General features: G+C 63.4%; 24 protein-coding genes. 14 read left to right on the plus strand and 10 right to left on the minus strand.

All coding sequences use genetic code 11. The features are described 5' to 3' along the window. The first annotated feature begins 26 nt into the window (after positions 1-26). A complete protein-coding gene (locus O7A70_RS20855) occupies positions 27-275 on the plus strand; it encodes a plasmid stabilization protein (RefSeq protein ID WP_337142069.1) in 249 nt (82 codons plus the stop codon). Between the two features lie 87 nt (positions 276-362). Here the strand turns inward: O7A70_RS20855 and O7A70_RS20860 are convergent, their stop codons facing one another. From O7A70_RS20860 to O7A70_RS20880, 5 genes are all read right to left on the minus strand, one after another. Next, positions 363-1,688: a bifunctional folylpolyglutamate synthase/dihydrofolate synthase gene (locus O7A70_RS20860; RefSeq protein ID WP_337142071.1), complete on the minus strand. Its 1,326-nt coding sequence runs from the start codon at positions 1,686-1,688 to the stop codon at positions 363-365. A gap of 168 nt (positions 1,689-1,856) precedes the next feature. Continuing rightward, a complete protein-coding gene (gene accD, locus O7A70_RS20865) occupies positions 1,857-2,783 on the minus strand; it encodes an acetyl-CoA carboxylase, carboxyltransferase subunit beta (RefSeq protein WP_442921197.1) in 927 nt (308 codons plus the stop codon). Between the two features lie 47 nt (positions 2,784-2,830). Next, a complete protein-coding gene (gene trpA, locus O7A70_RS20870; RefSeq protein WP_027143876.1) occupies positions 2,831-3,670 on the minus strand; it encodes a tryptophan synthase subunit alpha in 840 nt (279 codons plus the stop codon). A gap of 2 nt (positions 3,671-3,672) precedes the next feature. Further along, positions 3,673-4,893, minus strand: coding sequence for a tryptophan synthase subunit beta (gene trpB, locus O7A70_RS20875; protein ID WP_027143875.1), 1,221 nt, complete (start codon positions 4,891-4,893; stop codon positions 3,673-3,675). Between the two features lie 91 nt (positions 4,894-4,984). Further along, the gene (locus O7A70_RS20880; protein WP_337142072.1) at positions 4,985-5,644 is read right to left on the minus strand and encodes a phosphoribosylanthranilate isomerase; all 660 of its coding nucleotides are present in this window, start codon (positions 5,642-5,644) and stop codon (positions 4,985-4,987) included. Between the two features lie 112 nt (positions 5,645-5,756). Between O7A70_RS20880 and O7A70_RS20885 the strand changes: the two genes are divergently transcribed. Further along, positions 5,757-5,975: a hypothetical protein gene (locus tag O7A70_RS20885; RefSeq protein WP_140506871.1), complete on the plus strand. Its 219-nt coding sequence runs from the start codon at positions 5,757-5,759 to the stop codon at positions 5,973-5,975. Between the two features lie 32 nt (positions 5,976-6,007). On the opposite strand, the gene O7A70_RS20890 is transcribed toward O7A70_RS20885, so the two are convergent. The 4 genes from O7A70_RS20890 to O7A70_RS20905 form a co-directional block, all read right to left on the minus strand. After that, positions 6,008-6,766, minus strand: a complete 759-nt coding sequence (locus O7A70_RS20890; protein WP_337142073.1) for a M48 family metallopeptidase — start codon at positions 6,764-6,766, stop codon at positions 6,008-6,010. Positions 6,767-6,865: 99 nt separating this feature from the next. Next, positions 6,866-7,348, minus strand: a complete 483-nt coding sequence (locus O7A70_RS20895) for a DUF2852 domain-containing protein (protein WP_027143871.1) — start codon at positions 7,346-7,348, stop codon at positions 6,866-6,868. A 75-nt stretch (positions 7,349-7,423) separates the two neighbouring features. Then, the gene (locus O7A70_RS20900) at positions 7,424-8,608 is read right to left on the minus strand and encodes a benzoate/H(+) symporter BenE family transporter (RefSeq protein ID WP_337142279.1); all 1,185 of its coding nucleotides are present in this window, start codon (positions 8,606-8,608) and stop codon (positions 7,424-7,426) included. A 2-nt stretch (positions 8,609-8,610) separates the two neighbouring features. After that, a complete protein-coding gene (locus tag O7A70_RS20905; protein ID WP_337142074.1) occupies positions 8,611-9,378 on the minus strand; it encodes an alpha/beta hydrolase in 768 nt (255 codons plus the stop codon). A gap of 217 nt (positions 9,379-9,595) precedes the next feature. Here O7A70_RS20905 and infC point away from each other — a divergent pair, with 217 nt between their 5' ends. The 7 genes from infC to O7A70_RS20940 all read left to right on the plus strand — a co-directional run bounded on the left by infC (position 9,596) and on the right by O7A70_RS20940 (position 16,335). Further along, positions 9,596-10,132, plus strand: coding sequence for a translation initiation factor IF-3 (infC, locus tag O7A70_RS20910; RefSeq protein ID WP_010912915.1), 537 nt, complete (start codon positions 9,596-9,598; stop codon positions 10,130-10,132). A gap of 239 nt (positions 10,133-10,371) precedes the next feature. Then, positions 10,372-10,998 carry a methyltransferase family protein gene (locus O7A70_RS20915; RefSeq protein WP_140506875.1) on the plus strand — a complete coding sequence of 209 codons (627 nt, stop codon included), beginning with the start codon at positions 10,372-10,374 and terminating at the stop codon, positions 10,996-10,998. A 183-nt stretch (positions 10,999-11,181) separates the two neighbouring features. Then, positions 11,182-11,385: a 50S ribosomal protein L35 gene (gene rpmI / locus O7A70_RS20920; RefSeq protein ID WP_006201248.1), complete on the plus strand. Its 204-nt coding sequence runs from the start codon at positions 11,182-11,184 to the stop codon at positions 11,383-11,385. A gap of 94 nt (positions 11,386-11,479) precedes the next feature. Continuing rightward, the gene (gene rplT / locus O7A70_RS20925; protein ID WP_006201247.1) at positions 11,480-11,881 is read left to right on the plus strand and encodes a 50S ribosomal protein L20; all 402 of its coding nucleotides are present in this window, start codon (positions 11,480-11,482) and stop codon (positions 11,879-11,881) included. Between the two features lie 300 nt (positions 11,882-12,181). Next, positions 12,182-13,234, plus strand: a complete 1,053-nt coding sequence (gene pheS / locus O7A70_RS20930; RefSeq protein WP_337142280.1) for a phenylalanine--tRNA ligase subunit alpha — start codon at positions 12,182-12,184, stop codon at positions 13,232-13,234. Between the two features lie 43 nt (positions 13,235-13,277). Then, on the plus strand, positions 13,278-15,686 hold the full coding sequence (pheT, locus tag O7A70_RS20935) for a phenylalanine--tRNA ligase subunit beta (RefSeq protein ID WP_337142076.1): 2,409 nt from the start codon (positions 13,278-13,280) through the stop codon (positions 15,684-15,686). A 46-nt stretch (positions 15,687-15,732) separates the two neighbouring features. Then, on the plus strand, positions 15,733-16,335 hold the full coding sequence (locus O7A70_RS20940; protein WP_337142078.1) for a nucleotidyltransferase family protein: 603 nt from the start codon (positions 15,733-15,735) through the stop codon (positions 16,333-16,335). Between the two features lie 232 nt (positions 16,336-16,567). Here O7A70_RS20940 and O7A70_RS20945 read toward each other — a convergent pair whose 3' ends face one another. Then, positions 16,568-17,563 carry an aldo/keto reductase gene (locus tag O7A70_RS20945; RefSeq protein WP_337142080.1) on the minus strand — a complete coding sequence of 332 codons (996 nt, stop codon included), beginning with the start codon at positions 17,561-17,563 and terminating at the stop codon, positions 16,568-16,570. A gap of 96 nt (positions 17,564-17,659) precedes the next feature. Between O7A70_RS20945 and O7A70_RS20950 the strand changes: the two genes are divergently transcribed. The 5 genes from O7A70_RS20950 to O7A70_RS20970 all read left to right on the plus strand — a co-directional run bounded on the left by O7A70_RS20950 (position 17,660) and on the right by O7A70_RS20970 (position 22,695). Then, entirely contained in the window at positions 17,660-18,550 is an 891-nt protein-coding gene (locus O7A70_RS20950; RefSeq protein WP_337104627.1) for a LysR family transcriptional regulator, read from the plus strand. A 52-nt stretch (positions 18,551-18,602) separates the two neighbouring features. After that, positions 18,603-19,172 (plus strand): cytochrome b, encoded by a 570-nt coding sequence (locus tag O7A70_RS20955; RefSeq protein WP_337142081.1) that lies wholly within the window; start codon positions 18,603-18,605, stop codon positions 19,170-19,172. A 69-nt stretch (positions 19,173-19,241) separates the two neighbouring features. Beyond that, positions 19,242-19,817: a YceI family protein gene (locus O7A70_RS20960; protein WP_337142084.1), complete on the plus strand. Its 576-nt coding sequence runs from the start codon at positions 19,242-19,244 to the stop codon at positions 19,815-19,817. A gap of 124 nt (positions 19,818-19,941) precedes the next feature. Next, positions 19,942-20,928 (plus strand): Gfo/Idh/MocA family protein, encoded by a 987-nt coding sequence (locus tag O7A70_RS20965; protein WP_140508428.1) that lies wholly within the window; start codon positions 19,942-19,944, stop codon positions 20,926-20,928. 108 nt (positions 20,929-21,036) lie between these two features. After that, entirely contained in the window at positions 21,037-22,695 is a 1,659-nt protein-coding gene (locus O7A70_RS20970) for an FAD-binding dehydrogenase (RefSeq protein WP_337142087.1), read from the plus strand. Positions 22,696-22,750 lie beyond the last annotated feature (55 nt).

The following is a 22,750-nucleotide window of genomic DNA, read 5'->3' on the forward strand; positions in this document are numbered from 1 at the left end:
ATGTTTCTTCCAAAAGGGAGTTAAAAATGGGCAAATCACAGCTCTCAGTCCGCAGTGCAAAGGCACGCGACCTGGCTCATAGGCTAGCTCGTCGTGAAAATCGTTCGATAGCCGAAGTGGTCGAACGCGCGCTTGAATTCTACGAGATTCGGGAAGCTGGCCGCGAACCTGCCTCCACCTTCCACGCCAGCCTGACCGCAAGCAGTGGCGTCGACATCGATCTGGCGAAAGTTATTCGCGAAGGTCGCCAGGTTCATCCCGGAGTTGAGCTTTGATTTTCGTCGATACCTGAAGCGGATCGAGGACCAAGGTATGTGGCTGAAGTAGACATTTCCGCTGCAGGCGTCGAAACTGTAGCCCCCTCAGGTAGGCGGCGTGCCGTTTTCGGCCAGGACCGCGCCTGCGAGATAAAGCGACCCCCCGATCAGAATGCGCGGCGTCGGGCCGTCCCAGGTGTCGCGCAGCAGCATCAGGGCGCTGGCGACGGAGTTTACCGGTTCGGCTGTCAGCCCGGCTTCCGTGGCGCGGATGGCCAGTTCGTCGTTTGGCACGCCGGCGTCGCTCTGGCTCACCGGCACCGTGTAGACATGCTTGACCAGGCCCTTGAAGGCGCGGAAATAGCCGCTCTGGTCCTTGGTGTTGATCATGCCCGAGATGAGGAACAGTGGGCGCGGGTTCTTTTCCTCCTGCTCGGCCAGCGCTTCGGCGACGACCACGCCGGCACCCGGATTGTGGCCGCCGTCGAGCCAGATGTCGGCGCCCTTCGGCGCAAGTTCCGCTAGCCGGCCCTGCACCAGCTTCTGCATACGGCCCGGCCAGGCGACGTTGGTCATCGCCTTCTCGGCGGCGCGGTGGCTGATCTCGAAACCGGCGGCCTTGACCGCGGCGATCGCCGCCGCCGCATTCGCAAATTGGTGGCGACCGAGCAGACGCGGTGATGGCAGGTCCATCAGGCCATCATCGTCCTGGTAGACCATGCGGCCGTTTTCCTCGAAAGCCAGAAAATCCTGGCCATAGACCAGGGTCGGACATTCCAGCCGCTCCGCGGTGTCGATCAGCGTCTGCAGCGCGGTCTCGCTTTCCTGCGCGCCGATGACCACCGGGCAGCCGCGTTTCATGATGCCGGCCTTTTCGGCGGCGATCAACTCGACACGGTCGCCGAGATAGGCCTCATGGTCCATCGACACCGGCATGATCACCGACACGGCCGGCCGCGCGATGACATTGGTGGCATCGAAGCGGCCGCCAAGACCGACCTCGATGATGGCGGCATCGGCCGGATGTTCCGAAAACAGGACGAAGGTGACGGCGGTGAGGATCTCGAAGACGGTGATCTTCTGGCCTGCATTGGCCTTGGCGACGCGGGCAATGGCCTCGGCGAAGATGTCATCGTCGACCAGCCTGCCGCCGCCCTCGGCCGCAAGCCTGTAGCGCTCGTGCCAGCTGACCAGATGCGGCGAGGTGTGGACATGGATGAGCCGGCCGGAAGCTTCCAGCAGCGCCCGTGAGAAGGCGGCGCAGGAACCCTTGCCGTTGGTGCCGGCGATGTGGATGACCGGCGGCAGCAGGTCCTGCGGATTGCCCAGCCGCTCCAGGAGCCGCGTGATGCGGTCGAGCGAAAGGTCAAAGCCTTTCGGGTGAAGCGCCATCAGGGCTTCGATTTCGCGGTCGGCGGCAAGCGTCGTCATGGCACAATCCCGGCGCATGGCCCGAGAGCCAGAATCGCTCCCGCAATGACCACGGCTATCAAAAGGCTACAGCGCGCCACGGATGCTGCGCAATCGCTGTCCGCGGCGGCCAATGTCGCGTCAGGCCAGTCTCACGTCAGGCCGGTGTCGCGGCCGGCCATTGTAGCGTCAAGCTTGCGGCCGGACTTCGGCGGCAAGCGCGGCCGGCGGCATGATTTCCGGTTCCAGCGGCTTTTGCTCCTCGGGCATCTTGAGCAGCATTTTCAAAAGCCGCGCGATCGTCTGGCGCATTTCCAGCCTGGACACCACCATGTCTACCATGCCGTGCTCCATCAGATACTCGGAGCGTTGGAAGCCGTCCGGCAATTTCTCGCGGATGGTCTGCTCGATGACGCGCGGACCGGCAAAACCGATCAACGCTCCTGGCTCGGCGATGTGCACATCGCCCAGCATGGCGTAGGAGGCGGTGACGCCGCCGGTGGTCGGGTTGGTCAGCACGACAACGTAGGGAAGGCCGGCTTCCTTCAGCCGGTCGACGCCGACCGTGGTGCGCGGCAGCTGCATCAGCGACAGGATACCTTCCTGCATGCGGGCGCCACCGGAAGCGGCGAACAGGATCAGCGGTCGCTTGCGCTGCAAGGCGACCTCGAAGCCATGCACGATGGCATCACCCGCCGCCATGCCGAGCGAGCCGCCCATGAAAGCGAAATCCTGCACCGTCACCACGACTGGCAGGCCCTCGACGGTCCCCAGCGCATTGATAATGGCGTCTTCCAGGCCGGTCTTGGCCTTGGCGTCCTTCAGCCGGTCGACATAGCGTTTCTCGTCGCGGAACTTCAGCGGATCCTGCATGACCTTGGGATTGTCCAGGGTCTCGTACTTGCCGTCATCAAAGAAGAATTTCAGCCGCTCCTTGGCCGAGATCTTCATGTGATGGCCGGAGGACGGGATGACGAACTGGTTGGATTCCAGGTCCTTGTGGAACACCATCTCGCCGGTCTCGGGATCCTTGATCCAGAGATTCTCGGGCATGTCGGTACGCCGGCCGAGCATCGAGTTGATCTTCGGGCGAACGTAATTGGTGATCCAGTTCATCGCTTCGGCTCCTGTCCTGACGAAGAGTTGGGAAGAGAGTAGGAAGACTATTCGGCAGCAGCAAGGCGGGCCGAGCGCACGCCTTGCGCAAGGCCGCTGACCAGCGTTGCGACCGCCTCGGCCGGATCAGCGGTCTTTTCGCCCTTCGGCCCCAGCACATTGGCAACCGCATTGACGATCGCCGTGCCGACGACCACGCCGTCGGCGTTGGCGCCGATGACGCGCGCCTGTTCGGCGGTCTTGACACCGAAACCGACGCAGACCGGCAGGTTGGTGTGACCCTTGATACGCTGGACCGCCGTGGCGACCTTGCCTGTGTCGGCAAGCGCCGAGCCGGTGATACCGGTCATCGACACGTAGTAGACGAAGCCGGACGTGTTCTGCAGCACCTTGGGCAGGCGCTTGTCGTCGGTGGTCGGCGTCGCCAGCCGAATGAAGTTGATGCCGGCCTTCAACGCCGGGATGCAGAGTTCCTCGTCCATCTCCGGCGGCAGGTCGACGACGATCAGCCCGTCAATGCCGCTGGCAATCGCATCCTTCAGGAAGCGGTCGACGCCGTAGATGTAGATCGGATTGTAGTAGCCCATCAGCACGATCGGCGTTTCATCGTCGCCGGCGCGGAAGTCCGACGCCATCTTCAGCGTCTTGACCAGCGTCTGGCCGCCTTTCAGCGCCCTGAGGCCGGCGGCCTGAATCGCCGGGCCGTCGGCCATCGGGTCGGAAAACGGCATGCCGAGCTCGATGACGTCCGAGCCGGCGCCCGGCAGCGCCTTCATGATCGACAGCGAGGTTGCATAGTCGGGGTCGCCACCCATGAAATAGGTGACGAGCGCCGGACGGCCTTCGTTCCTGAGCTTTGCCATGCGGCGGTCGATGCGGGTTGCCATGATCAGATCTCCATGCCCAGCATCGAGGCCACCGTGTGCACGTCCTTGTCGCCACGGCCGGACAGGTTGACGATGACGATCTGGTCCTTGTCCATGGCGGGTACGATCTTGACGGCATGGGCGATGGCGTGCGCCGATTCCAGCGCCGGGATGATGCCTTCGACGCGCGTCGTCAGCTTGAAGGCTTCAAGCGCCTCGTCGTCGAGGATAGGCACATACTCGACACGGCCCGAGTCGCGCAGCCACGAATGCTCCGGACCGACGCCGGGATAATCGAGGCCGGCCGAAATCGAATGGCCGTCCATGATCTGGCCGTCGGCGTTCTGCAGGAGATAGGTGCGGTTGCCATGCAGCACACCGGGAGAGCCGGCATTCATCGAAGCGCAATGCTCGATGCCGTCGAGGCCGCGCCCGCCCGCTTCGATGCCGATGATGCGAACGTCCTTGTCATCGAGGAAGGGATGGAACATGCCGATGGCGTTGGAGCCGCCGCCGACAGCGGCGATGATGGTGTCGGGCAGCCGTCCCTCCTGTTCGAGAATCTGCGCGCGGGCCTCGGTACCGATCACCGACTGGAAGTCGCGCACCAGCTCCGGATAGGGGTGCGGACCAGCGGCGGTGCCGATCAGGTAATAGGTGTCCTCGACATTGGTCACCCAGTCACGAAGGGCTTCGTTCATGGCGTCCTTCAGCGTGCCGTGGCCAGCGGTGACTGGCCGCACTTCGGCGCCCAGCAGCTTCATGCGGAAGACGTTGGGGCTTTGCCGGGCAACGTCGGTCGCGCCCATATAGACGACACAGGGAAAGCCGAAGCGGGCGGCGACGGTCGCGGACGCCACGCCATGCTGGCCGGCGCCGGTCTCGGCGATGATGCGCTTCTTGCCCATGCGCTTGGCCAGCAGGATCTGGCCGAGGCAATTGTTGATCTTGTGCGAGCCGGTGTGGTTCAAATCCTCGCGCTTGAAATAGACTTTCGCGCCGCCAAGATGCTTTGTCAGGCCTTCGGCGAAATAGAGCTTCGAGGGCCGCCCGGCATAGTGGGTCGACAGGTCGGTCAGCTCAGCCCTGAAATCCGGATCGTTCTTGACCTCGTTCCAGTTCTTCTCCAGGTCGAGGATCAGCGGCATCAGCGTTTCGGCGACGAAACGACCGCCGAAAATGCCGAACATGCCCTGTTCGTCGGGCCCGGTGCGGAAGGAATTGGGTGTCGCCGGCTTGTTCATCGCCGATCTCCTAGATCTGTACTTTGAGCATGTCCCTGTCGGAAAACCGGTTCCCACTTTTCCGGGACATGCTCAGGGTTCGAAATTTTGTTCAGGCAGCGCGGTCGTCGCGCGCGGCCCTGACGGCCCGGAAAAACTGTTCGATCAGCGCCGGATCCTTGACGCCCGGCACACTTTCCACGCCCGACGAAATGTCTATTGCGGGCGGATTGGCAAGCCGAAGGGCATCGCCGATGTTGGCGGCGTTGAGCCCACCGGAAAGCATGTAATCGATCCCGGCGTCAAGGCCGGCGAGAATGCGCCAGTCGAAGGCGACGCCGTTGCCGCCCGGCAGCTCGGAGCCCTTCGGCGGCTTGGCATCGAACAGGAAGCGGTCGGCAACGCCGACGAATGGCTTTATCCGGTCGAGATCGGCAGCCTCGCTGAGCGGCAACGCCTTCATCAGCGGCAGCCCATGGCGGGCTTTCAGTTCGGCAACCCGCTCGGGGGTTTCGGAGCCATGCAGTTGCAGCATGTCGGGCTGCATCTTTTCCACGATTTCATCGAGGACGGCGTCGCTGGCATCGACGGTGACGGCAACCGCCAAGGCCTTGCCGCGCGCCGCTTCCCGCAGGCGACCGGCTTCGACGGGCTCGACGTAACGCGGGCTTTTCGGAAAGAAAATGAAGCCGACATGGCTGGCGCCGCCGGCCAGGGCCGCGGCCATTGCCTGGTCGGTTTTCAAACCGCAGATCTTGATGTCGAGCGCCATGGCGCGGGAATTGGCACGAAAAGCGCCAAGAGTCGAGAAAAAGCATGCTGTTTGCCGGCAAGGTGAAAGGCGCTACCTATGGATGGAGAGCATGCAAGGCGGGAGCACAGCCATGGCCGACCAGACCGTTGCCGAACTGAAGCAGAAGATCGCGCAGGCGCGCGAGGTCATCGCGCATCTGATGGACAAGGCCGCGTTCAACGGCGCCGAGGCGCATCGAGCGCTGGATTATTTCGGCGGAGACGCCTTCGACCGCAACTTTTTGCCCTGGCCCCATCATGGCGAAGAGGGATTGCGGCCGGAGGAGTTGAATGCGGCGAATGACGACTAGCGACTTTCGATGCGTCGCCGTTCCCCCAACCCCTACTCGAAAACGATCGCCTGCAGGGCGCCCCCATTGCGCTTCAGCCAGTCCTTGCAGCGCTCGGTGTCGGGGCAGAGCTTTTCGCACAATTTCCAGAATTTCGGCCCGTGGTTCATCTCCTTGAGATGCGCCACTTCATGCGCAACGAGGTAGTTGATGACCGGGTGCGGCGCCATCATGATGCGCCAGGAGAAGGACAGATTGCCTTCGGAGGTGCAGGAGCCCCAGCGGCTGGAGGTGTCCTTGTAGCGGATCGCCTTGGCGCGCTTGCCGAGCGCCTCGGTGTGCCTGACGACCAGCTTCTCGATCTCCTTCTTGGCCTCGCGCTTCAAGAAATCGGCGATGCGGCGCGGCAGATGAATGCGCTCGCCATGCACGATCATCAGCGGGCCGCGCTCGTCGCGCGATATGGTTACGGTGCCGCGCCTTGACGGCTCGTGGACGATGCGGTGCGGCACGCCGCGCACCGGGATCTTGATGCCGGGCCGCACCTGCGGCCGCGTCGGCACCTTGGCCAGCCGCTGCTCCAGCCAGTCCTGATGGCGGTCGAGGAACCTGTCCACCTCGCCGCGGCGCAGGCCCGGCGGCACGGTGATGCGCAGGCCCTGACCGCCGGAATCGATACGCAGCGTCAGGCGCTTTGCCCTGGCGCTCTCGACGATCTTGAGCGGCAGGGTGCGGCCGGCGACACAGTATTCCCGCTCCACGGCAGGCGTGGGTTTGGGCTTCGTCAGATTGCGGAAGAACCCGATGGTCATGGCGGGACGATACGCGATTCGAGGAAAACGAATAGAACAAAAAAGAAACGGCGCCGCTCGCGCGACGCCGTCATTACACCTTGGCCCTGTCGCCTGGCCTCAGTCGTCGAGCAGGTTCGAGCCTTTGCCACGCTTGGTGGGGGTCGTTCCGGTGCCCGGATCGGTCTTGGTCGGCGCGGTCGACTTGTTGCGGTTGGCCATGAACCGGTCGAACTCGTCCTGATCCTTGGCGCGGCGCAACTCGCGGGCATACTCGTCGAACTGCGTCAGCATCTCGTCGAGCTTGCGGCGCTCTTCGTTCAGGCGCTCAAGCTCCTTTTCGCGCCAGTCGTCGAAAGCGACGTTGCCGGTGCGGGCGGAGCCGTTGCCCCAGCGTGCGGCCTTGTCGGAACCACGGCGGCAGCCGGCGAAGATGCCGTCGGTCGCGCGGTTGACGTCACGCTTGAAGCCCTCAAGCCGGTCGCCCCAGATGATGTAGGCGAGCATGGCGAAGCCGAGCGGCCAGAACACCATGAAGCCGATCACCATCAACGCGATGGTCGCCGGCGTCCAGGCCGGGCGGATCAATGCAGATGTGTTCATTTTCTCCCATTCCTTCGGTTGGAGACAGCCAGAACCGGCTGCGTGGAATCGAAATGGGAAGGCGAAAACGGCGATTCAAGACAATGTCGGCCAAAACCGGACAAGCTTCTGAAATGATTGCCCCTTTTTGAGCATATCGAGGAAAAGCACGGCCAAGCCGGCGATCAGGCCCCAAAATGCCGCACCGACGCCGAACAGCGTCAGCCCGGAGGCGGTGACGACGAAGGTGACGGTGGCTGCCATCCGGTCACCCTCATCCCTAAGCGCGATCGCCAGCGCATTGGCGAGCGAGGCCATCAGCGCGAGACCCGCCACCAGCACGATCAGGCTCTGCGGCAGGACCGCGAAGATCGCCACCAGCGAGGCGCCGAAAATCGCGAAGATCAGATAGGCGAGCGCATAGAACGGGCCGGTCTTCCAGCGCTCGGCCGGATCGGGATGGACGTCCGGCCCGGTGCATATCGCAGCCGAGATCGCCGCCAGATTGGTGGTTGCGGCCCCGAATGGCGCCGACAAGAGCGAAAACAGGCCGGTGACACCGATCAGCGGGCCGGGCTCGGGGTGGTAGCCGGCGGCGCGCAGCACAGCGAGGCCGGAAAGGTTCTGCGAGGCCATGGTGACGAGATAGAGCGGCAGAGCCAGGCCGATAATGGCCTTGGCGGTGAAATGGGGAGCAATGAACGTCAGTGTCGACAGTTCGGGCGCGGGCAAGCCGCCGACACGGCCGGTAAGGAAGGCGGCAAGGCCACCGCCAACCAGCACCGCCAGTACCGATAGCGCCGGATTGAACAGCCGGATGACAAAGAATGCGGCGATCAGCGGCAGGATGAGCCAAGGGTCCGCCGGAATGGCTTTCATGGCATTGATGGCGAAGGTGACGACGATGCCGGCCAGCATGCCGGAAGCGACCGAAGCCGGTATTCTCGATATCAGCCGGGTCAGCGGCCCAAACAGGCCGGTCGTGACCAGCAGGACGCCGGCGATGATATAGGCGCCGACGGCCTCGCCCATCGAAAAGCCACTCGAGGCGGCGACCAGTGCCAGGCCCGGCGTCGACCAGGCGGTGATGACAGGCATTTTCGTGCGCCATGACAGCCACAGGCACTCGACCGTCATGGCCAGACAGATCGCCGTCACACCGCTTGCCGTCTCAACCTGCGTCGCGCCGACCGCCTTGGCGGCGGCGATGACGATGGCCAGCGTGCCGCCAAAGCCGACGATGGCCGCGACGAAGGCGGAGACCGGGATGGACAGGCGCATGGTCATTTGCCCCGTCCGGCCATGTCACCGACGGCCCGCACCAGCATGTCGAGATCTTGCGGCCGCGACAGGCGATGGTCGCCGTCAGGAATCAGCGACAGCGTGACATCGTCGGCCGGCAGCAGGCTGACCAGCCTCAAGGCGTGGCTCGACGGCACGTCCGCATCGGCCAGCCCCTGCAAGATGTGAACCGGGCAATGCGTGTCGATAGGCCCGGTCATCACCCGGTTATGGCGGCCATCCTCGATCAGGGCGCTCGTGTAGATGTAGGGTTCCGCGGAATAGTCCGACGGCTCCGCGAAGTAGCCCTTTTTGGCGAGGTCGCGCTTCTGCGCCTTGGTCAGCACCGGTTCGACCAATTCACTCGTAAAATCCGGCGCCGGTGCCAGCAGCACCATGCCGACCACGCTTGCGTCGCCCGCCTTGCGCAATTCCTGCACCATGCGCAGGGCGATCCAGGCACCCATGGACGAGCCGACCAGGACCTGATCGCCCCTGGCAAAATTCCGGAAAACCGCAAGGCTTTGCGCAAGCCATGCCGAAATCGTGCCGTCGGCGAAAGCGCCGCCGGATTCGCCATGGCCCGAATAGTCGTGCCGCAGGAAGGCGCGGCCTTCTCGTGCCGCCCAGTCCGACAGCGTCTCGGCCTTCGTGCCCAACATGTCCGACTTGTAGCCGCCGAGCCAGACGATGCCGGGCGTCGAGCCCGCCGAATGGCGCACGGCGATATCGGATCCATCAACATCGAGAAAGATCGGAGCGGCGGTCATGGCTGTGGGGCGGTCCTGATTTTTTTCATGCCTGCTTTTGGCACGGCCGAAGGCAAGGCGGAAAGTGCTCGCGATGTTTCTTTGCTTGGCACAGGCTCGTGATCAGGTGATTTCTTGAGAACGCTGTGCTATTGACTTGCGCCGCGCGCTTCCCACATTGGCGCGTCCACACAGATTTGTACGAACCCCGAACGAAACGGCCAAGGAGACCACGACCATTCGCAGACCTTTCAAAGCAGCGGCGCCGACCAAGGATGGGCCGCGCTCCAACCGCGATATCCGGGTTCCCCGGGTCCAGCTTATCGACGCCGAAGGCCAGAACCGCGGCGATGTTTCCATCAACGACGCATTGCTGCTCGCCGAAGAGGCCGGGCTCGATCTGGTTGAAATATCGCCCAACGCGGTGCCGCCCGTTGTAAAAATCCTCGATCTCGGCAAATTGAAATACGCCAACCAGAAGAAGGCGGCCGAGGCGCGCAAGAACCAGAAGGTCATCGAGATCAAGGAGATCAAGATGCGCCCGAACATCGACAGCCATGACTACGAGACCAAGATGAAGGCGGTCCGCCGCTTCTTCGAGGAAGGCGACAAGGTCAAGCTGACGCTGCGCTTCCGCGGCCGCGAGATGGCGCATATGGAACTCGGCATGCAGCTCCTGAACAAGGTGCGCGAGGAGGTGGCGACCATCGCCAAGGTGGAAGCCGAGCCGAAGCTCGAAGGCCGCCAGATGATGATGGTGCTGGCGCCGCGCTAAGCAGGCTCCGCACGCTTCGCAACGCGTCGTCTGCATAGTTTCCATGGTTGTCGCGGGTTCTCACCGCAAACCGTGAACGCTTTTGCGGAACCCGCTTGGATCACGATGACGTCAGGTCTAGTCATCGCGCTAAAATCCGCCTGAATTGTGCTACAGGGCGTCCCGACGACCGGCGGGACGCCTATTCCTGGCTAGAGCTGCGATCGCCGGCTAAGCTCCTCGACGATCGGAACCCAAACTTGGACACAGAATACAAACACGGGCTGGGCAACTACCAGCAGATGCGCCGGCTGGTGCTTGCCGTGCTCGTCGCGGTGCTGTTTCTGGCACTGCTGTTCGGCCAATCGACGTTCCCGCCGGACACGCCGGTGCACGAATCGATCGAGATGTTCGGCGTGCTGTTGATTTTCCTCGGCATCGTCGGGCGCCTCTGGGCGACGCTCTATATAGGCGGGCGCAAATCCTCCGAAGTGGTCACAGGCGGCCCCTATTCCATCACCCGCAACCCGCTTTACGTGTTCTCGACCGTGGCCGCCGCCGGCGTCGGCGCGCAGATCGGCTCGTTCTCCGGCATCATCCTTTTCGCGGTTCTGTGCGCTGGTGCCTTCCATATCGTCATCCTGCGCGAGGAGAAATTCCTCAAGGAGGCGCTCGGCGCGCCGTATGCCGACTATCTGGCGCGCGTGCCGCGCTTCTTCCCCAAGCTCTCGCTCTATCAGGAAGGCGACACCGGCAGCTTCAAGCCGCGCCTGCTGTTGACCACCCTGCTCGACGGACTGGTGTTCCTGATCGCGCTGCCGGCTTTCGAACTGATCGACGGCGCGCAGTTGTCGGGCATGCTGCCGGTGTGGTTCAGGCTGCCCTGACCGGGGACAGCGCGTCGCACGGCCTGAGGTGTTGCGCCCGCGCCATCTTTGATCTATAGCACCGCCGTTCCAAGAAAACCGCCCGGCAGGGCATGCCGTGGCGGTTTCATTTGCTTTTCGGGCTTTGGTCGGCCTGAAGCGAACAAGAAGCGCGATCGTGCGCCAACATTACGGAGTAGCAAAATGCCCAAGATGAAGACCAAATCGGCCGCCAAGAAGCGGTTCAAGATCACAGGTACGGGTAAAGTCCTGTCGGCTGCGGCCGGCAAGCGTCACGGCATGATCAAGCGTTCCAACAAGTTCATTCGAAATGCCCGCGGCACGATGGTTCTGGCTGAACCGGATGGCAAGAAGGTCATCAAGAATTTTCTTCCGAACGGCCTCTAAGGCATTTCGGTCCGGACACGCATTTGTTTTACGCAATTCCGAACGGAAAACCGCAAGGCACTTTTTCTGGAATTGCTTTTAAGGAGATCATGACATGGCACGCGTAAAAAGAGGCGTCACCTCGCACGCCAAGCACAAGAAGGTCCTGAAAGCCGCGAAAGGCTTCTACGGCCGCCGCAAGAACACCATCCGCATCGCCAAGCAGGCGGTGGAAAAGTCGCTGCAGTACGCCTATCGCGACCGCAAGAACCGAAAGCGCTCGTTCCGCGCGCTGTGGATCCAGCGCATCAACGCCGCGACCCACGAGCATGGCCTGACCTATGGCCGCTTCATCGACGGTTTGAACAAGGCCGGCATCGAGATCGATCGCAAGATCCTGTCCGACATGGCCATCCACGAGCCGCAGGCTTTCGCCGCCCTGGTCGCCAAGGCCAAGGTCGCGCTCGAATATCTGAAGAACACCACGCCGAATGCTTTTGAGAGCGCTGTCGCCTAGAGCATGATGCCAAAAAGTTTCTGACTTTTTGGACAACATCATGCTCCAGGGAAATTAGCGAGGAGCGCGATCTTTTCCGAAAAGTCTGCAACTTTTCGGGATCGGGCTCCGAGCCCAGCGCTTCCCAAGCACTTTCGACACTTGATTTGGGGAACCCGCGCTGGCACGGCTGGCGCGGGTTTTTCTTATGCCTGAACTTTCACTCCAAACGTGACTTTCACGTCCAGAGCGATTTCCAACGCAGCGAGCTTGATCGTGAACGACGCAACCATTGGCCTTGATGCACTCGAAAATTCCCTGATGGCTGACATCGCCTCGGCCGCCGACGAGGCGTCGATCGAGGCCGTGCGTGTCTCGGCGCTTGGCAAGAAGGGTTCGGTCTCCGAAATGCTGAAGACGCTTGGCGCGATGAGCGCCGAGGAACGGCAGGTGAAGGGCCCGGCGATCAATGGCCTAAAGAACCGCGTCACCGATGCGCTTGCTTTGCGCAAGGCGGAGTTGAAAGACGTGGCGATCGCCGCACGGCTTGCCGCCGAAAAGGTCGACGTGACGCTACCGGTGCGGCAGTCGCCGGCCGAGCGCGGCCGCATCCATCCGATCAGCCAGGTCATCGACGAGATCGCGGCGATCTTCGGCGATCTCGGCTTCGCCATCGCCGAAGGTCCTGACATCGAGACCGACTACTATAATTTCACCGCGCTGAATTTCCCGGAAGGCCATCCAGCGCGCGAGATGCACGACACCTTCTTCTTCCAGCCGGACGAGAAGGGCGAGCGCAAGCTGTTGCGCACCCACACCTCGCCGGTGCAGATCCGCACCATGGAGAAGCAGAAGCCGCCGATCCGCATCGTCATTCCCGGCAAGACCTACCGCCAGGATTCCGACGCCACCCATTCGCCTATGTTTCATCAGGTCGAGGGGCTGGTGATCGACAAGTCGGCCAACGTCGCCAACATGAAGTGGGTGCTGGAAGAGTTCTGCAAGGCCTTCTTCGAAGTGCCGCAGGTCAAGATGCGCTTCCGGCCGTCCTTCTTCCCGTTCACCGAGCCGAGCCTCGAGGTCGACATCCAGTGCGACCGCTCGCGGCCAGGCGAAGTGCGCTTCGGCGAAGGCTCCGACTGGATGGAGATCCTCGGCTGCGGCATGGTGCATCCCAATGTGCTCAGGGCCGGCGGGCTCGATCCAGACGAGTACCAGGGCTTTGCCTGGGGCATGGGCATCGACCGCATCGCCATGCTGAAATACGGCATGCCGGACCTGCGCGCCTTCTTCGACGCGGATGTGCGCTGGCTATCGCATTACGGCTTCCGGCCGCTCGACATGCCGACGCTGTTCGGGGGCCTGAGCGCGTGACGGTCCTGAAGACTCCTGCTGCCAGCTATTACGGAACAGTCCAATGAAATTCACCCTCTCCTGGCTCAAGGATCATCTCGAGACCGACGCCACGCTGGCCGAGATCGTCGAGCGGCTGACCTCGATCGGCCTCGAGGTCGAGCATGTCGACGACAAGGCGGGCCTGAAGCCCTTCGTCATCGCCAAGGTGCTGACGGCGGTGCAGCATCCCGATGCCGACCGGCTGCGGGTGCTGACCGTCGATGCCGGCGACGGCAAGCCGCCGGTGCAAGTGGTGTGCGGCGCGCCGAATGCCCGCGCCGGCCTGATCGGCGCCTTCGCCGCGCCAGGCGCCTATGTGCCCGGCATCGACGTGACGCTGACGGTCGGCAAGATCAGGGGCGTCGAAAGCCATGGCATGATGTGCTCCGAGCGCGAGCTGGAACTGTCGGACGAACACAATGGCATTATCGACCTGCCAGAGGATGCGCCGGTCGGCACCAGCTTTGCCGCTTACGCGCATCTCGACGATCCGGTCATCGAGATCAATTTGACGCCGAACCGGCCCGATGCCACCAGCGTCTACGGCATCGCCCGGGATTTGGCGGCGAGCGGACTCGGCCGCCTCGTCGGCGGCGCGATCATGCCGCATGTCGGCAGCGGCATGTGTCCGGTCAAGGTGACCATCGTAGCACCGGAGCTTTGCCCCGGCTTCGCACTCAGGCTGGTCAGGGGCGTCAAGAACGGCCCCTCGCCGAAATGGCTGCAGCAGCGGCTGATCGCCATTGGGCTGAGGCCGATCAGCGCGCTGGTCGACATCACCAATTACGTCACCTTCGACCGCGGCCGGCCGTTGCATGTCTTCGATGCCGCCAAGGTCGCGGGCAATCTGGTCGTGCGCCGCGCCAAGGATGGCGAAACGGTGCAGGCGCTCGACGGGCGCGAATATACGCTGACGCCGGAGATGTGCGTGATCGCGGACGACAATGGCGTCGAATCCATTGCCGGCATCATGGGCGGCGAGCATTCCGGCTGTGACGAGACCACGACGGACGTGCTGATCGAATCCGCCCTTTGGGACCCGATCACCACGGCCCGCACCGGCCGCACGCTCGGCATCATCACCGACGCGCGTTACCGTTTCGAGCGCGGTGTCGATCCCGAATTCATGGTGCCGGGTATCGAGTTGGCGACGAAGCTGGTGATCGACTTCTGCGGCGGCACCCCGACGGAGACCGAGGTGGCCGGCTATGCCGGACATCAGCCGAAGATCGTTTCCCTTCCCTTGTCGGAAGTGAAGCGGCTGACCGGCATCGAGGTGCCGAAGGCGGAGAGCCTCGACATCCTGTCGCGTCTCGGCTTCCACGCGCAGGGATCGGGCGACGTCGTCGACGTGACCGTGCCCTCCTGGCGTCCCGATGTCGACGGCAAGGCCGACCTGGTCGAGGAGGTCATGCGCATCCATGGCGTCGACAATATCGCGCCGCAGCCGCTCGGCGCGCATGACGTGGTCAACGGCAAGATCCTGACGACGCTGCAGATCCGCACCCGTGCCGCCAAGCGTTCGCTTGCCGTGCGCGGCATGATGGAGGCCGTTACCTGGTCGTTCATTCCCGCCAGGCACGCCGAGTTGTTCGGCGGCGGCCAGACGGCGCTGAAGCTTGCCAACCCGATCGCAGCCGACATGTCCGACATGCGGCCCTCGCTCCTGCCAGGGCTGATTTCGGCCGCGCAGCGCAATGCCGACAAGGGCATCGGCGACGTTGCCTTGTTCGAGGTGTCGGGCACCTATGAAGGCGATGGCGCCGACCAGCAGCGACGCGTCGCCGCCGGCGTGCGACGCGGCACGGCCAAGCTCGACGGCTCAGGCCGCAGCTGGGCCGGCAATTCCGGTCCGGTCGGCGTGTTCGACGCCAAGGCCGATGCCATCGCCGCCCTCGAAGCCTGCGGCGCGCCGGTCGACCGGCTGCAGATCGAGGCGGGCGGCCCGGCCTGGTATCACCCCGGCCGTTCGGGCACGATCAAGCTCGGTCCCAAGACCGTGCTCGGCATGTTCGGCGAGTTCCATCCGAAGACGCTGGAAGGGCTTGATGTCTCCGGACCGCTATGCGGCTTCGAAGTATTCGTCGATGCCGTGCCCGAGCCGAAGGCCAAGCCGACGAAGACCAAGCCCAGACTGGATTTGTCCGCTTTCCAAGCGGTGAAACGCGATTTCGCCTTCGTCGTCGACAGAGCCGTCGAGGCCGGCACGCTGGTGCGCGCCGCACTTGCCGCCGACAAGAAGCTGATCACGGCTGTCTCGGTCTTCGACATCTTCGAAGGCGCGTCGCTCGGCGAGGGCAAGAAGTCGATCGCCATCGAAGTGTCGATCCAGCCGGTCGAAAAGACGCTGACCGACGAGGATTTCGAGGCGCTGGCCAGGCGCATCGTCGACAATGTCGGCAAGCAGACGGGCGGCGTGCTCAGGGCATAGAGAATTCAGGATTGCGGGCAGGTGGCGAATCGCCCTCCAAAGGGCGATGGACCATCTCGCGTATTCCGGGTTTCCTTTTGAAGCACAACGTGCGGCGTTTCTCGACATCGTCGCGGCTGATCCGCTGCTGGGTGAAACGCTGGCGCGAGTGCGCGACCTTGCCTTGCCGGATTGGCTGGTGGTTTCCGGCGCGCTCTACAACAGCATCTGGAACCATCTGACAGGCAAGCCGTCTGGCTATGGCATCAGGGATGTCGACCTGTTCTATTTCGATGACTCCGACCTGTCCTACGAGGCAGAGGACGGCGTGATCCGCAGGGCGGCGGCGCATTTCGAGGGACTGCCGCTGCCGGTCGAAGTGCGCAACCAGGCCCGCGTGCATCTGTGGTATCCACAGAAGTTCGGGCAACCCTGCCCGCGCTATACGAGTGCCAGTGAATCCGTCAGCTATTTCGCCTCGAAGACGCATGCGGTCGGGGTGCGTTTCGATGCCGATGGGCAATTGGAACTCGTGGCGCCGTTCGGGCTCGACGATCTCTTCTCGTTTCGCATCACACCGAACCGGGTGATGGATAACCGGCGGACGCATGAGACGAAGGGCAAGCGGGCAAAGGAGAACTGGCCGGAGATTAGGGTGGTGCCGTGGTGAGTGGCGGAAATTTTGAATGTCGGCGGGACAGCGCCCCCCTCTGCCCTGCCGGGCATCTCCCCCTCAAGGGGGGAGATCAGCCGCTTGGCGGTCTCAGCCTTCTTTCGACGCCGGCGATTGGCGAAAGCCGAGGTAATATCCAATCTCCCCCCTTGAGGGGGAGATGTCCGGCAGGACAGAGGGGGGCGCCTCGCGCCTATATCAGCAAAAGGGGCGCCTCGCGCCTATCTATCTACCCATTCACCAGCGCCAGCAGCTCCTCGGTATAGCGCTTGCCCATCACCTTGTCGGGCGACAGCGCATCGCCGATCGATGCCACCTCGGCCGCGCTCAGCTCAATTCCGGCCGCCGCGGTGTTCTGCTCCAGATGGCAGATTTTTCGGGCACCTGGGATAGGAACAATAAAGTCGCCCTGGTGCAGCACCCAGGCCAACGCCAGCTGCGCCGAAGTCACGCCTTTTTCGGCCGCCATCTTATCCAGCGTGGCGATCACCTTGGCATTGGCGGCCATGGCGTCGACCTGGAAGCGCGGCAGGCCACGGCGCCAATCGTCGTCGCTCAGGGTCTCCGGCTTGGCGATCGTGCCCGTGAGCAGGCCGCGGCCGAGCGGGCTGTAGGGCACGAAGCCGATGCCGAGTTCGCGGCAGACGGCAAAGACATCGTCTTCCGGGTCGCGGCTCCACAGCGAATATTCGCTCTGCACCGCCGCGATCGGGTGCACCGAGTGTGCCCGTCGGATGGTGGCCGCACTTGCCTCCGACAGGCCAAGCGCCCGCACCTTGCCCTCGCGCACCAGCTCGGCCATGGCGCCGACCGTATCCTCGATCGGCACGTTCGGGTCGACACGGTGCTGGTAGTAGAGGTCGATGACATCGGTGCCGAGCCGCTTCAGCGAGGCCTCGGCAACAGCCTTGACGTGCTCGGGACGGCTGTCGACACCGGCCATGCGATCCATGCCGGTGCCTTCCTCCAGGATCTTGAAACCGAATTTGGTCGCGATCGTCACCTTGCCGCGAACCGATTTCAGCGCCTTGCCGAGCAGGATCTCGTTCTCGTAGGGTCCGTAGACTTCCGCCGTGTCGAAGAAGTTGACACCGATCTCGACGGCGCGGTGCAAGGTGGCGATCGCCTCGGCTTCTGGTTGGCCGCCGTAGGCAAAGCTCATCCCCATGCAGCCAAGGCCGACCGGGAAGACTTCGAGTTCAGTTCCTAGCTTGCGAGTTTTCATCACGCATCTCCTTGTTGTGATGCGGCAGACATAGCGGCTTGCAGTCCGTTCGATAATCGGCTCTTCTTCGTACGGGTCGTTCCAAGAAATAGATCAATGAACCGAGCACATCTCTCGCAGCTTGCGGTGCTGGCAACCGTTGCCCAATGCGGCAGTTTTCGCGGTGCGGCCAGGGAACTGGCTATCGCGCCTTCGGCGGTGAGTCACGCGGTCTCCAGCCTGGAAGCACGGCTTGGCGTGCGCCTTTTGGCGCGCAGCACGCGCAGTGTCGCTCCGACCGAGGAAGGCGCGCAGCTGCTGGAGCGATTGCGCCCGGCGCTTTCCGAGATCGACCTGGCGCTGGAGACAGCCGTCGAGGCGCGCGACCGGCCTGCCGGAAACCTGCGGCTCAGCGTGCCACGCACGTCAGCGCATCTGGTGCTGACGCCGCGGCTCAGCGCCTTTGCGTCAGCCTATCCCGACATCGTGCTGGAGATCGTCATCGAGGATCGCTTCACCGACGTGGTGGAAGGCGGTTTCGATGCGGGTGTGCGGCTCGGCGAAAGCCTGCAGCGCGACATGATCGCGGTGCGCATCGGGCCGGACATTCGTGGCGCCGTGGTGGGCGCGCCATCCTATTTCGAGACAAGCCCCAAGCCGCGCCATCCACGCGATCTTGCCGACCATCGCTGCATCCGCTTCCGCTTCTCCAGCGGTGTCCTCTACCGCTGGGAGTTCGAGAAGGACGGCGAAGAGGTCGAGATCGCGGTGCAAGGACCGCTGATCCTCGACGAGGACCATCTGATCGCTCAGGCCGCCGTCGACGGCGCCGGCCTTGCCTTCGTCTTCGAGGAGTATGTCCGCGCGCCGCTTGCCGACGGCCGGCTGATCCGCGTCCTGGAGGACTGGTGCCCGTCCTTCGACGGTTTCTTCGTCTACTATCCGAGCCGCCGGCAAATGCGGCCGGCGCTGAGGGCTTTCGTCGACTTCTTCAAGGTGAGCGGGTAGTCCACCCTCCCCAAGGGTGGAAGAAACCCAGCCTGGCATTCGTTCGCCTCCCATGCAGACCATCACCAACACCGCGACCCGCTATGGCTGGGCAACCATCGTCCTCCACTGGCTGATCGGGATTATCTTCATCGGCCAGTTCATACTCGGCTTCGTCATGGTCAGGACCCAAAGCCAACGCACGGCCTTCGAATTGATCCAGCTGCACAAATCCCTGGGCTTTCTGCTGCTTGGCCTCGTCATCCTGCGTATCGCCTGGCGGCTCGGCGATGCGACACCGCCCTTGCCGCCTTCAGTCGGCATCCTGGAACGGCGTACGGCACCGCTGGCACATCTGGCGCTCTATGTATTCCAGCTCGCCCTGCCTCTGTCCGGATGGGCGCTGGTGTCGGTTTCGACGCTGGAAATTCCCAGCATGCCGTTCAATCTGTTCGTCATGCCCAACCTGCCGCTGCCCGAATCCGACGCCGCTGAAAGTTTTTGGGCGTCGGCGCACTGGTATCTCGCCTACGCCGGCTTCGGGCTTGTTGCGCTGCATGTCTGCGCGGCCCTGCGCCACCATTTCCTGCTGCGCGACAGCGTGCTCACGCGCATGATCACGCCTTCGTCAGCCGGGGAATAGAACGGGCGTTGGTCTCGTTTGTGAGGTGAGGACGCCAGAGAGCGTTGCCTCCTAACAAGGAACAACCCAATGCGTGCGCGAATCCTCGGATTGGCGGCCGCCGCCGCCTGCCTTGCCATGCCAGTCCATGCGGCAGTCGTGCTTAGCGATGCTGCCGGCAACTATACGATCAGCCAGGCTGGTTCCGCGATCCGCTTCACCATCGGCAAGGCCGGCGGCGGCGGCTTCGACGGCGCCTTTGCCCGTTTCAAGGGCACGATCCGCATCGACAACAAGGATGTCGGTCGCTCCAAGGTCGACCTCACCATCTATCCCGAAAGTGTCGGGACCGGCCAGGGCCGCATCGATGCCTTCCTGCGTTCCGACGCGGTGTTCGACGCGGCCAACAGCCCCGAAATCCAGTTCCGCTCGACCAGCGTGACCCGCACCGGCGACACGACGGCGCTCGTCGCCGGCCGGCTGACGGCGCGCGGCAAGACGTTTTCGGAAAAATTCACCGCCGAGCTCGACGGGTTGAAGGGCGGCTCGATAAAATTCCACGTCACCGGCAAGGTGCTGCGCTCGCGCTACGGCATGGATGTCGGCACGCCGCTCTATTCCAACGTCGTCGATTTCGACATGACGCTGACGGGGAAAAGGGGCTAAGCGCGGCTGCGGTACCTGGTTTCCTCGCCCACTTTCGTGGCGCGAGGAACAGAGCATCCGCATTGGCTTTTCCAGCGATTTCGGGCAAACCTCGTGGCCGGTAAAATCGACATGGAGAAGCGTGATGTTCCGATGGGGTGTGTTGTCGACGGCCAAGATCGGCCGGGAGCAATTGTTGCCGGCGATCGTCGGGGCGGAAAACGGCGTGCTCTCGGCGATCGCCAGCCGCGACCTGTCGAAGGCCAAGGCATTGGGCGACCGCTTCGGCGCGCGCCACGCCTTCGGCTCCTATGAGGAGTTGCTCGCTTCCGACGAGGTCGACGGCGTCTATATCCCGCTGCCGACCTCGCAGCACGTCGAATGGACGGCCAAAGCCATCGAAGCCGGCAAGCATGTACTGGTCGAAAAACCGCTGGCGCTCGACGCCAAGGACATCGCGCCGCTGATCAAGCTGCGCGACGCCAGGAAGGTGCTGGTCTGCGAAGCCTTCATGGTCATCTATCATCCGCAATGGATCAAGGTGCGTGATCTCATCGCCAGCGGCGCCATCGGCCGGCTGCGTCATGTGCAGGGCGCTTTCTCCTACTATAATGTCGACCCCAACAACATGCGCAACAAGCTTGATCTCGGCGGCGGCGCGCTGCCCGATATCGGCGTCTACCCGACCGTGTCGACGCGCTTTTCGACCGGCAAGGAGCCGTTGCGCGTGCAGGCGACGATCGAGCGCGACAAGACATTCGGAACCGATATCTATTCCTCGATCCGCGCCGATTTCGGCGATTTCGAACTGTCCTTCTATCTGTCGACCCAGATGGCGGCACGCCAGGTGATGGTGTTCCACGGCGAGAAAGGGTTCATTGAAGTGTTCTCGCCCTTCAATGCCGGGCTCTACGACCATCACCGCGTCGAACTGCACAATCAGAACCACACCGAGGCGCAGGTGTTCCGCTTCCCCGGCACGCAGCAATACAGGCTCGAGGTCGAGACCTTCGCGCGGGCAGCACTTGGCGGCAAGGAGCGGGTCTTCACACTCGAAGAATCCGTGCTCAACCAGAAAGTCATCGACGCCATCTTCCGCGCCGGAGACACAGGCGGCTGGGAGACCGTCTGAGCCATTGTTTGACGCAATTCCCTAGGGAAAGCGCTACGCGCTTTTCCCGGGAAAACCGCCTCACACTTTTCCTGGAATTGCTTGCTTAGCCGGTTAACCGGAGGAAAAATGGCTGACAACGCGGATGTGATCATTATCGGCGCCGGCCTTGCCGGCTTGGTTGCCGCCGCCGAGCTTGCCGAGGCCGGCAAGAAAATCATCATCGTCGACCAGGAGCCGGAGCAATCGCTGGGCGGTCAGGCGTTCTGGTCGTTCGGCGGGCTTTTCCTCGTCGATTCACCGGAGCAGCGGCGCATGCGCATCCGCGACTCCCATGATCTGGCGCTCGAGGACTGGATGGGCACCGCCGCTTTCGACCGGCCGGAAGACCACTGGCCGCGCAAATGGGCGGAGGCCTATGTCGGCTTTGCCGCCGGCGAGAAGCGCTCCTGGCTGATCGAGCGCGGCCTGAAGTTCTTTCCAGTCGTCGGCTGGGCCGAACGCGGCGGCGGCAATGCCATCGGCCACGGCAATTCGGTGCCGCGCTTCCACGTCACCTGGGGGACCGGCCCCGGCGTGCTCGACCCTTTCGTGCAGCGCGTGCGCGAGGCGCAAAAGCGTGGATTGGTCGACTTCAGGTTTCGCCATCGTGTCAATGCGCTGACGCGGACGGGGGCAGCCGTGACCGGGGTACAGGGCGATATCCTGCAGCCGAGCAGTGCCGAGCGTGGCCACAAGAGCTCGCGCGAGGTGTCAGGCGATTTTGAGCTTCATGCCCAAGCCGTAATCGTCGCCTCCGGCGGCATTGGTGGCAATCATCAACTGGTGCGGGAAAACTGGCCCAAGCGGCTGGGCAACGCGCCGAAGCGCATGATCACCGGCGTGCCGGACCATGTCGATGGGCGCATGCTGGCCATATCTGAACAGGCCGGCGGCTCGATCATCAACCGCGACCGGATGTGGCACTATGTCGAGGGTATCAAGAATTGGGCGCCGATCTGGACCGATCACGCGATCCGCATCCTGCCCGGCCCGTCCTCGCTGTGGCTCGATGCGCGTGGGAAACGCCTGCCGGTGCCGCTCTATCCCGGCTTCGACACGCTGGGCACGCTCAGCCACATCATGAGCACCGGCTTCGACTATTCCTGGTTCATCCTGACGAAGAAAATCATCCAGAAGGAGTTCGCGCTGTCGGGTTCCGAACAGAACCCCGATCTGACGGGAAAAAGCTGGCGCCAGGTGCTCGGCCGCGCCACGTCGGGCATCCCCGGCCCCGTCAAGGCGTTCATGGAAAAGGGCGAGGATTTCATCGTCGAGGCCGAATTGCCAAAGCTGGTCGCTCGCATGAACGCGCTGGCCGGCGGCGAACCGCTGCTCGATGTAGCAGGGGTCGAGCGCGAAATCCGCGCCCGCGACAGGCAGCTCGACAATCCGTTCTCCAAGGACATGCAGATCACCGCGCTGCGCGGGGCGCGGGCCTATCTCGGCGACCGGCTGATCCGCACGGCAAAGCCGCACAAGATGCTCGACCCCGCGAACGGACCGCTGATCGCGGTGCGTCTCAACATCCTGACCCGCAAGACGCTGGGCGGCCTGCAGACCGATCTCGACAGCCGCGTGCTCGGACCCGACGGCCAGCCGGTGCCGGGCCTCTATGCCGTCGGCGAAGCCGCTGGTTTCGGCGGCGGCGGCGTGCATGGTTATGCGGCGCTCGAAGGCACGTTCCTGGGTGGCTGTATTTTCTCGGGCCGTGGCGCCGGCCGGGCGGCGGCACGCTCGGTGGGGTGAAGCGGCAGCGGCTTGCCCGCTCGGCCGAGCCGTTGCCATCGACGAACTGCAGTCT

The sequence above is a fragment of the Mesorhizobium sp. Cs1299R1N1 genome (genome assembly GCF_037179655.1).
GTDB classification, from domain to species: domain Bacteria; phylum Pseudomonadota; class Alphaproteobacteria; order Rhizobiales; family Rhizobiaceae; genus Mesorhizobium; species Mesorhizobium salmacidum.

Bases quoted from the DNA above. Each gene is read 5' to 3' on its own strand.
- O7A70_RS20855 (WP_337142069.1), top strand. From the start codon at position 27: ATGGGCAAATCACAGCTCTCAGTCCGCAGTGCAAAGGCACGCGACCTG.
- O7A70_RS20860 (WP_337142071.1), bottom strand. From the start codon at position 1,688: ATGACGACGCTTGCCGCCGACCGCGAAATCGAAGCCCTGATGGCGCTT.
- accD (WP_442921197.1), bottom strand. From the start codon at position 2,783: ATGAACTGGATCACCAATTACGTTCGCCCGAAGATCAACTCGATGCTC.
- trpA (WP_027143876.1), bottom strand. From the start codon at position 3,670: ATGGCAACCCGCATCGACCGCCGCATGGCAAAGCTCAGGAACGAAGGC.
- trpB (WP_027143875.1), bottom strand. From the start codon at position 4,893: ATGAACAAGCCGGCGACACCCAATTCCTTCCGCACCGGGCCCGACGAA.
- O7A70_RS20880 (WP_337142072.1), bottom strand. From the start codon at position 5,644: ATGGCGCTCGACATCAAGATCTGCGGTTTGAAAACCGACCAGGCAATG.
- O7A70_RS20885 (WP_140506871.1), top strand. From the start codon at position 5,757: ATGGCCGACCAGACCGTTGCCGAACTGAAGCAGAAGATCGCGCAGGCG.
- O7A70_RS20890 (WP_337142073.1), bottom strand. From the start codon at position 6,766: ATGACCATCGGGTTCTTCCGCAATCTGACGAAGCCCAAACCCACGCCT.
- O7A70_RS20895 (WP_027143871.1), bottom strand. From the start codon at position 7,348: ATGAACACATCTGCATTGATCCGCCCGGCCTGGACGCCGGCGACCATC.
- O7A70_RS20900 (WP_337142279.1), bottom strand. From the start codon at position 8,608: ATGCGCCTGTCCATCCCGGTCTCCGCCTTCGTCGCGGCCATCGTCGGC.
- O7A70_RS20905 (WP_337142074.1), bottom strand. From the start codon at position 9,378: ATGACCGCCGCTCCGATCTTTCTCGATGTTGATGGATCCGATATCGCC.
- rpmI (WP_006201248.1), top strand. From the start codon at position 11,182: ATGCCCAAGATGAAGACCAAATCGGCCGCCAAGAAGCGGTTCAAGATC.
- rplT (WP_006201247.1), top strand. From the start codon at position 11,480: ATGGCACGCGTAAAAAGAGGCGTCACCTCGCACGCCAAGCACAAGAAG.
- pheS (WP_337142280.1), top strand. From the start codon at position 12,182: ATGGCTGACATCGCCTCGGCCGCCGACGAGGCGTCGATCGAGGCCGTG.
- pheT (WP_337142076.1), top strand. From the start codon at position 13,278: ATGAAATTCACCCTCTCCTGGCTCAAGGATCATCTCGAGACCGACGCC.
- O7A70_RS20940 (WP_337142078.1), top strand. From the start codon at position 15,733: ATGGACCATCTCGCGTATTCCGGGTTTCCTTTTGAAGCACAACGTGCG.
- O7A70_RS20945 (WP_337142080.1), bottom strand. From the start codon at position 17,563: ATGAAAACTCGCAAGCTAGGAACTGAACTCGAAGTCTTCCCGGTCGGC.
- O7A70_RS20950 (WP_337104627.1), top strand. From the start codon at position 17,660: ATGAACCGAGCACATCTCTCGCAGCTTGCGGTGCTGGCAACCGTTGCC.
- O7A70_RS20955 (WP_337142081.1), top strand. From the start codon at position 18,603: ATGCAGACCATCACCAACACCGCGACCCGCTATGGCTGGGCAACCATC.
- O7A70_RS20960 (WP_337142084.1), top strand. From the start codon at position 19,242: ATGCGTGCGCGAATCCTCGGATTGGCGGCCGCCGCCGCCTGCCTTGCC.
- O7A70_RS20965 (WP_140508428.1), top strand. From the start codon at position 19,942: ATGTTCCGATGGGGTGTGTTGTCGACGGCCAAGATCGGCCGGGAGCAA.
- O7A70_RS20970 (WP_337142087.1), top strand. From the start codon at position 21,037: ATGGCTGACAACGCGGATGTGATCATTATCGGCGCCGGCCTTGCCGGC.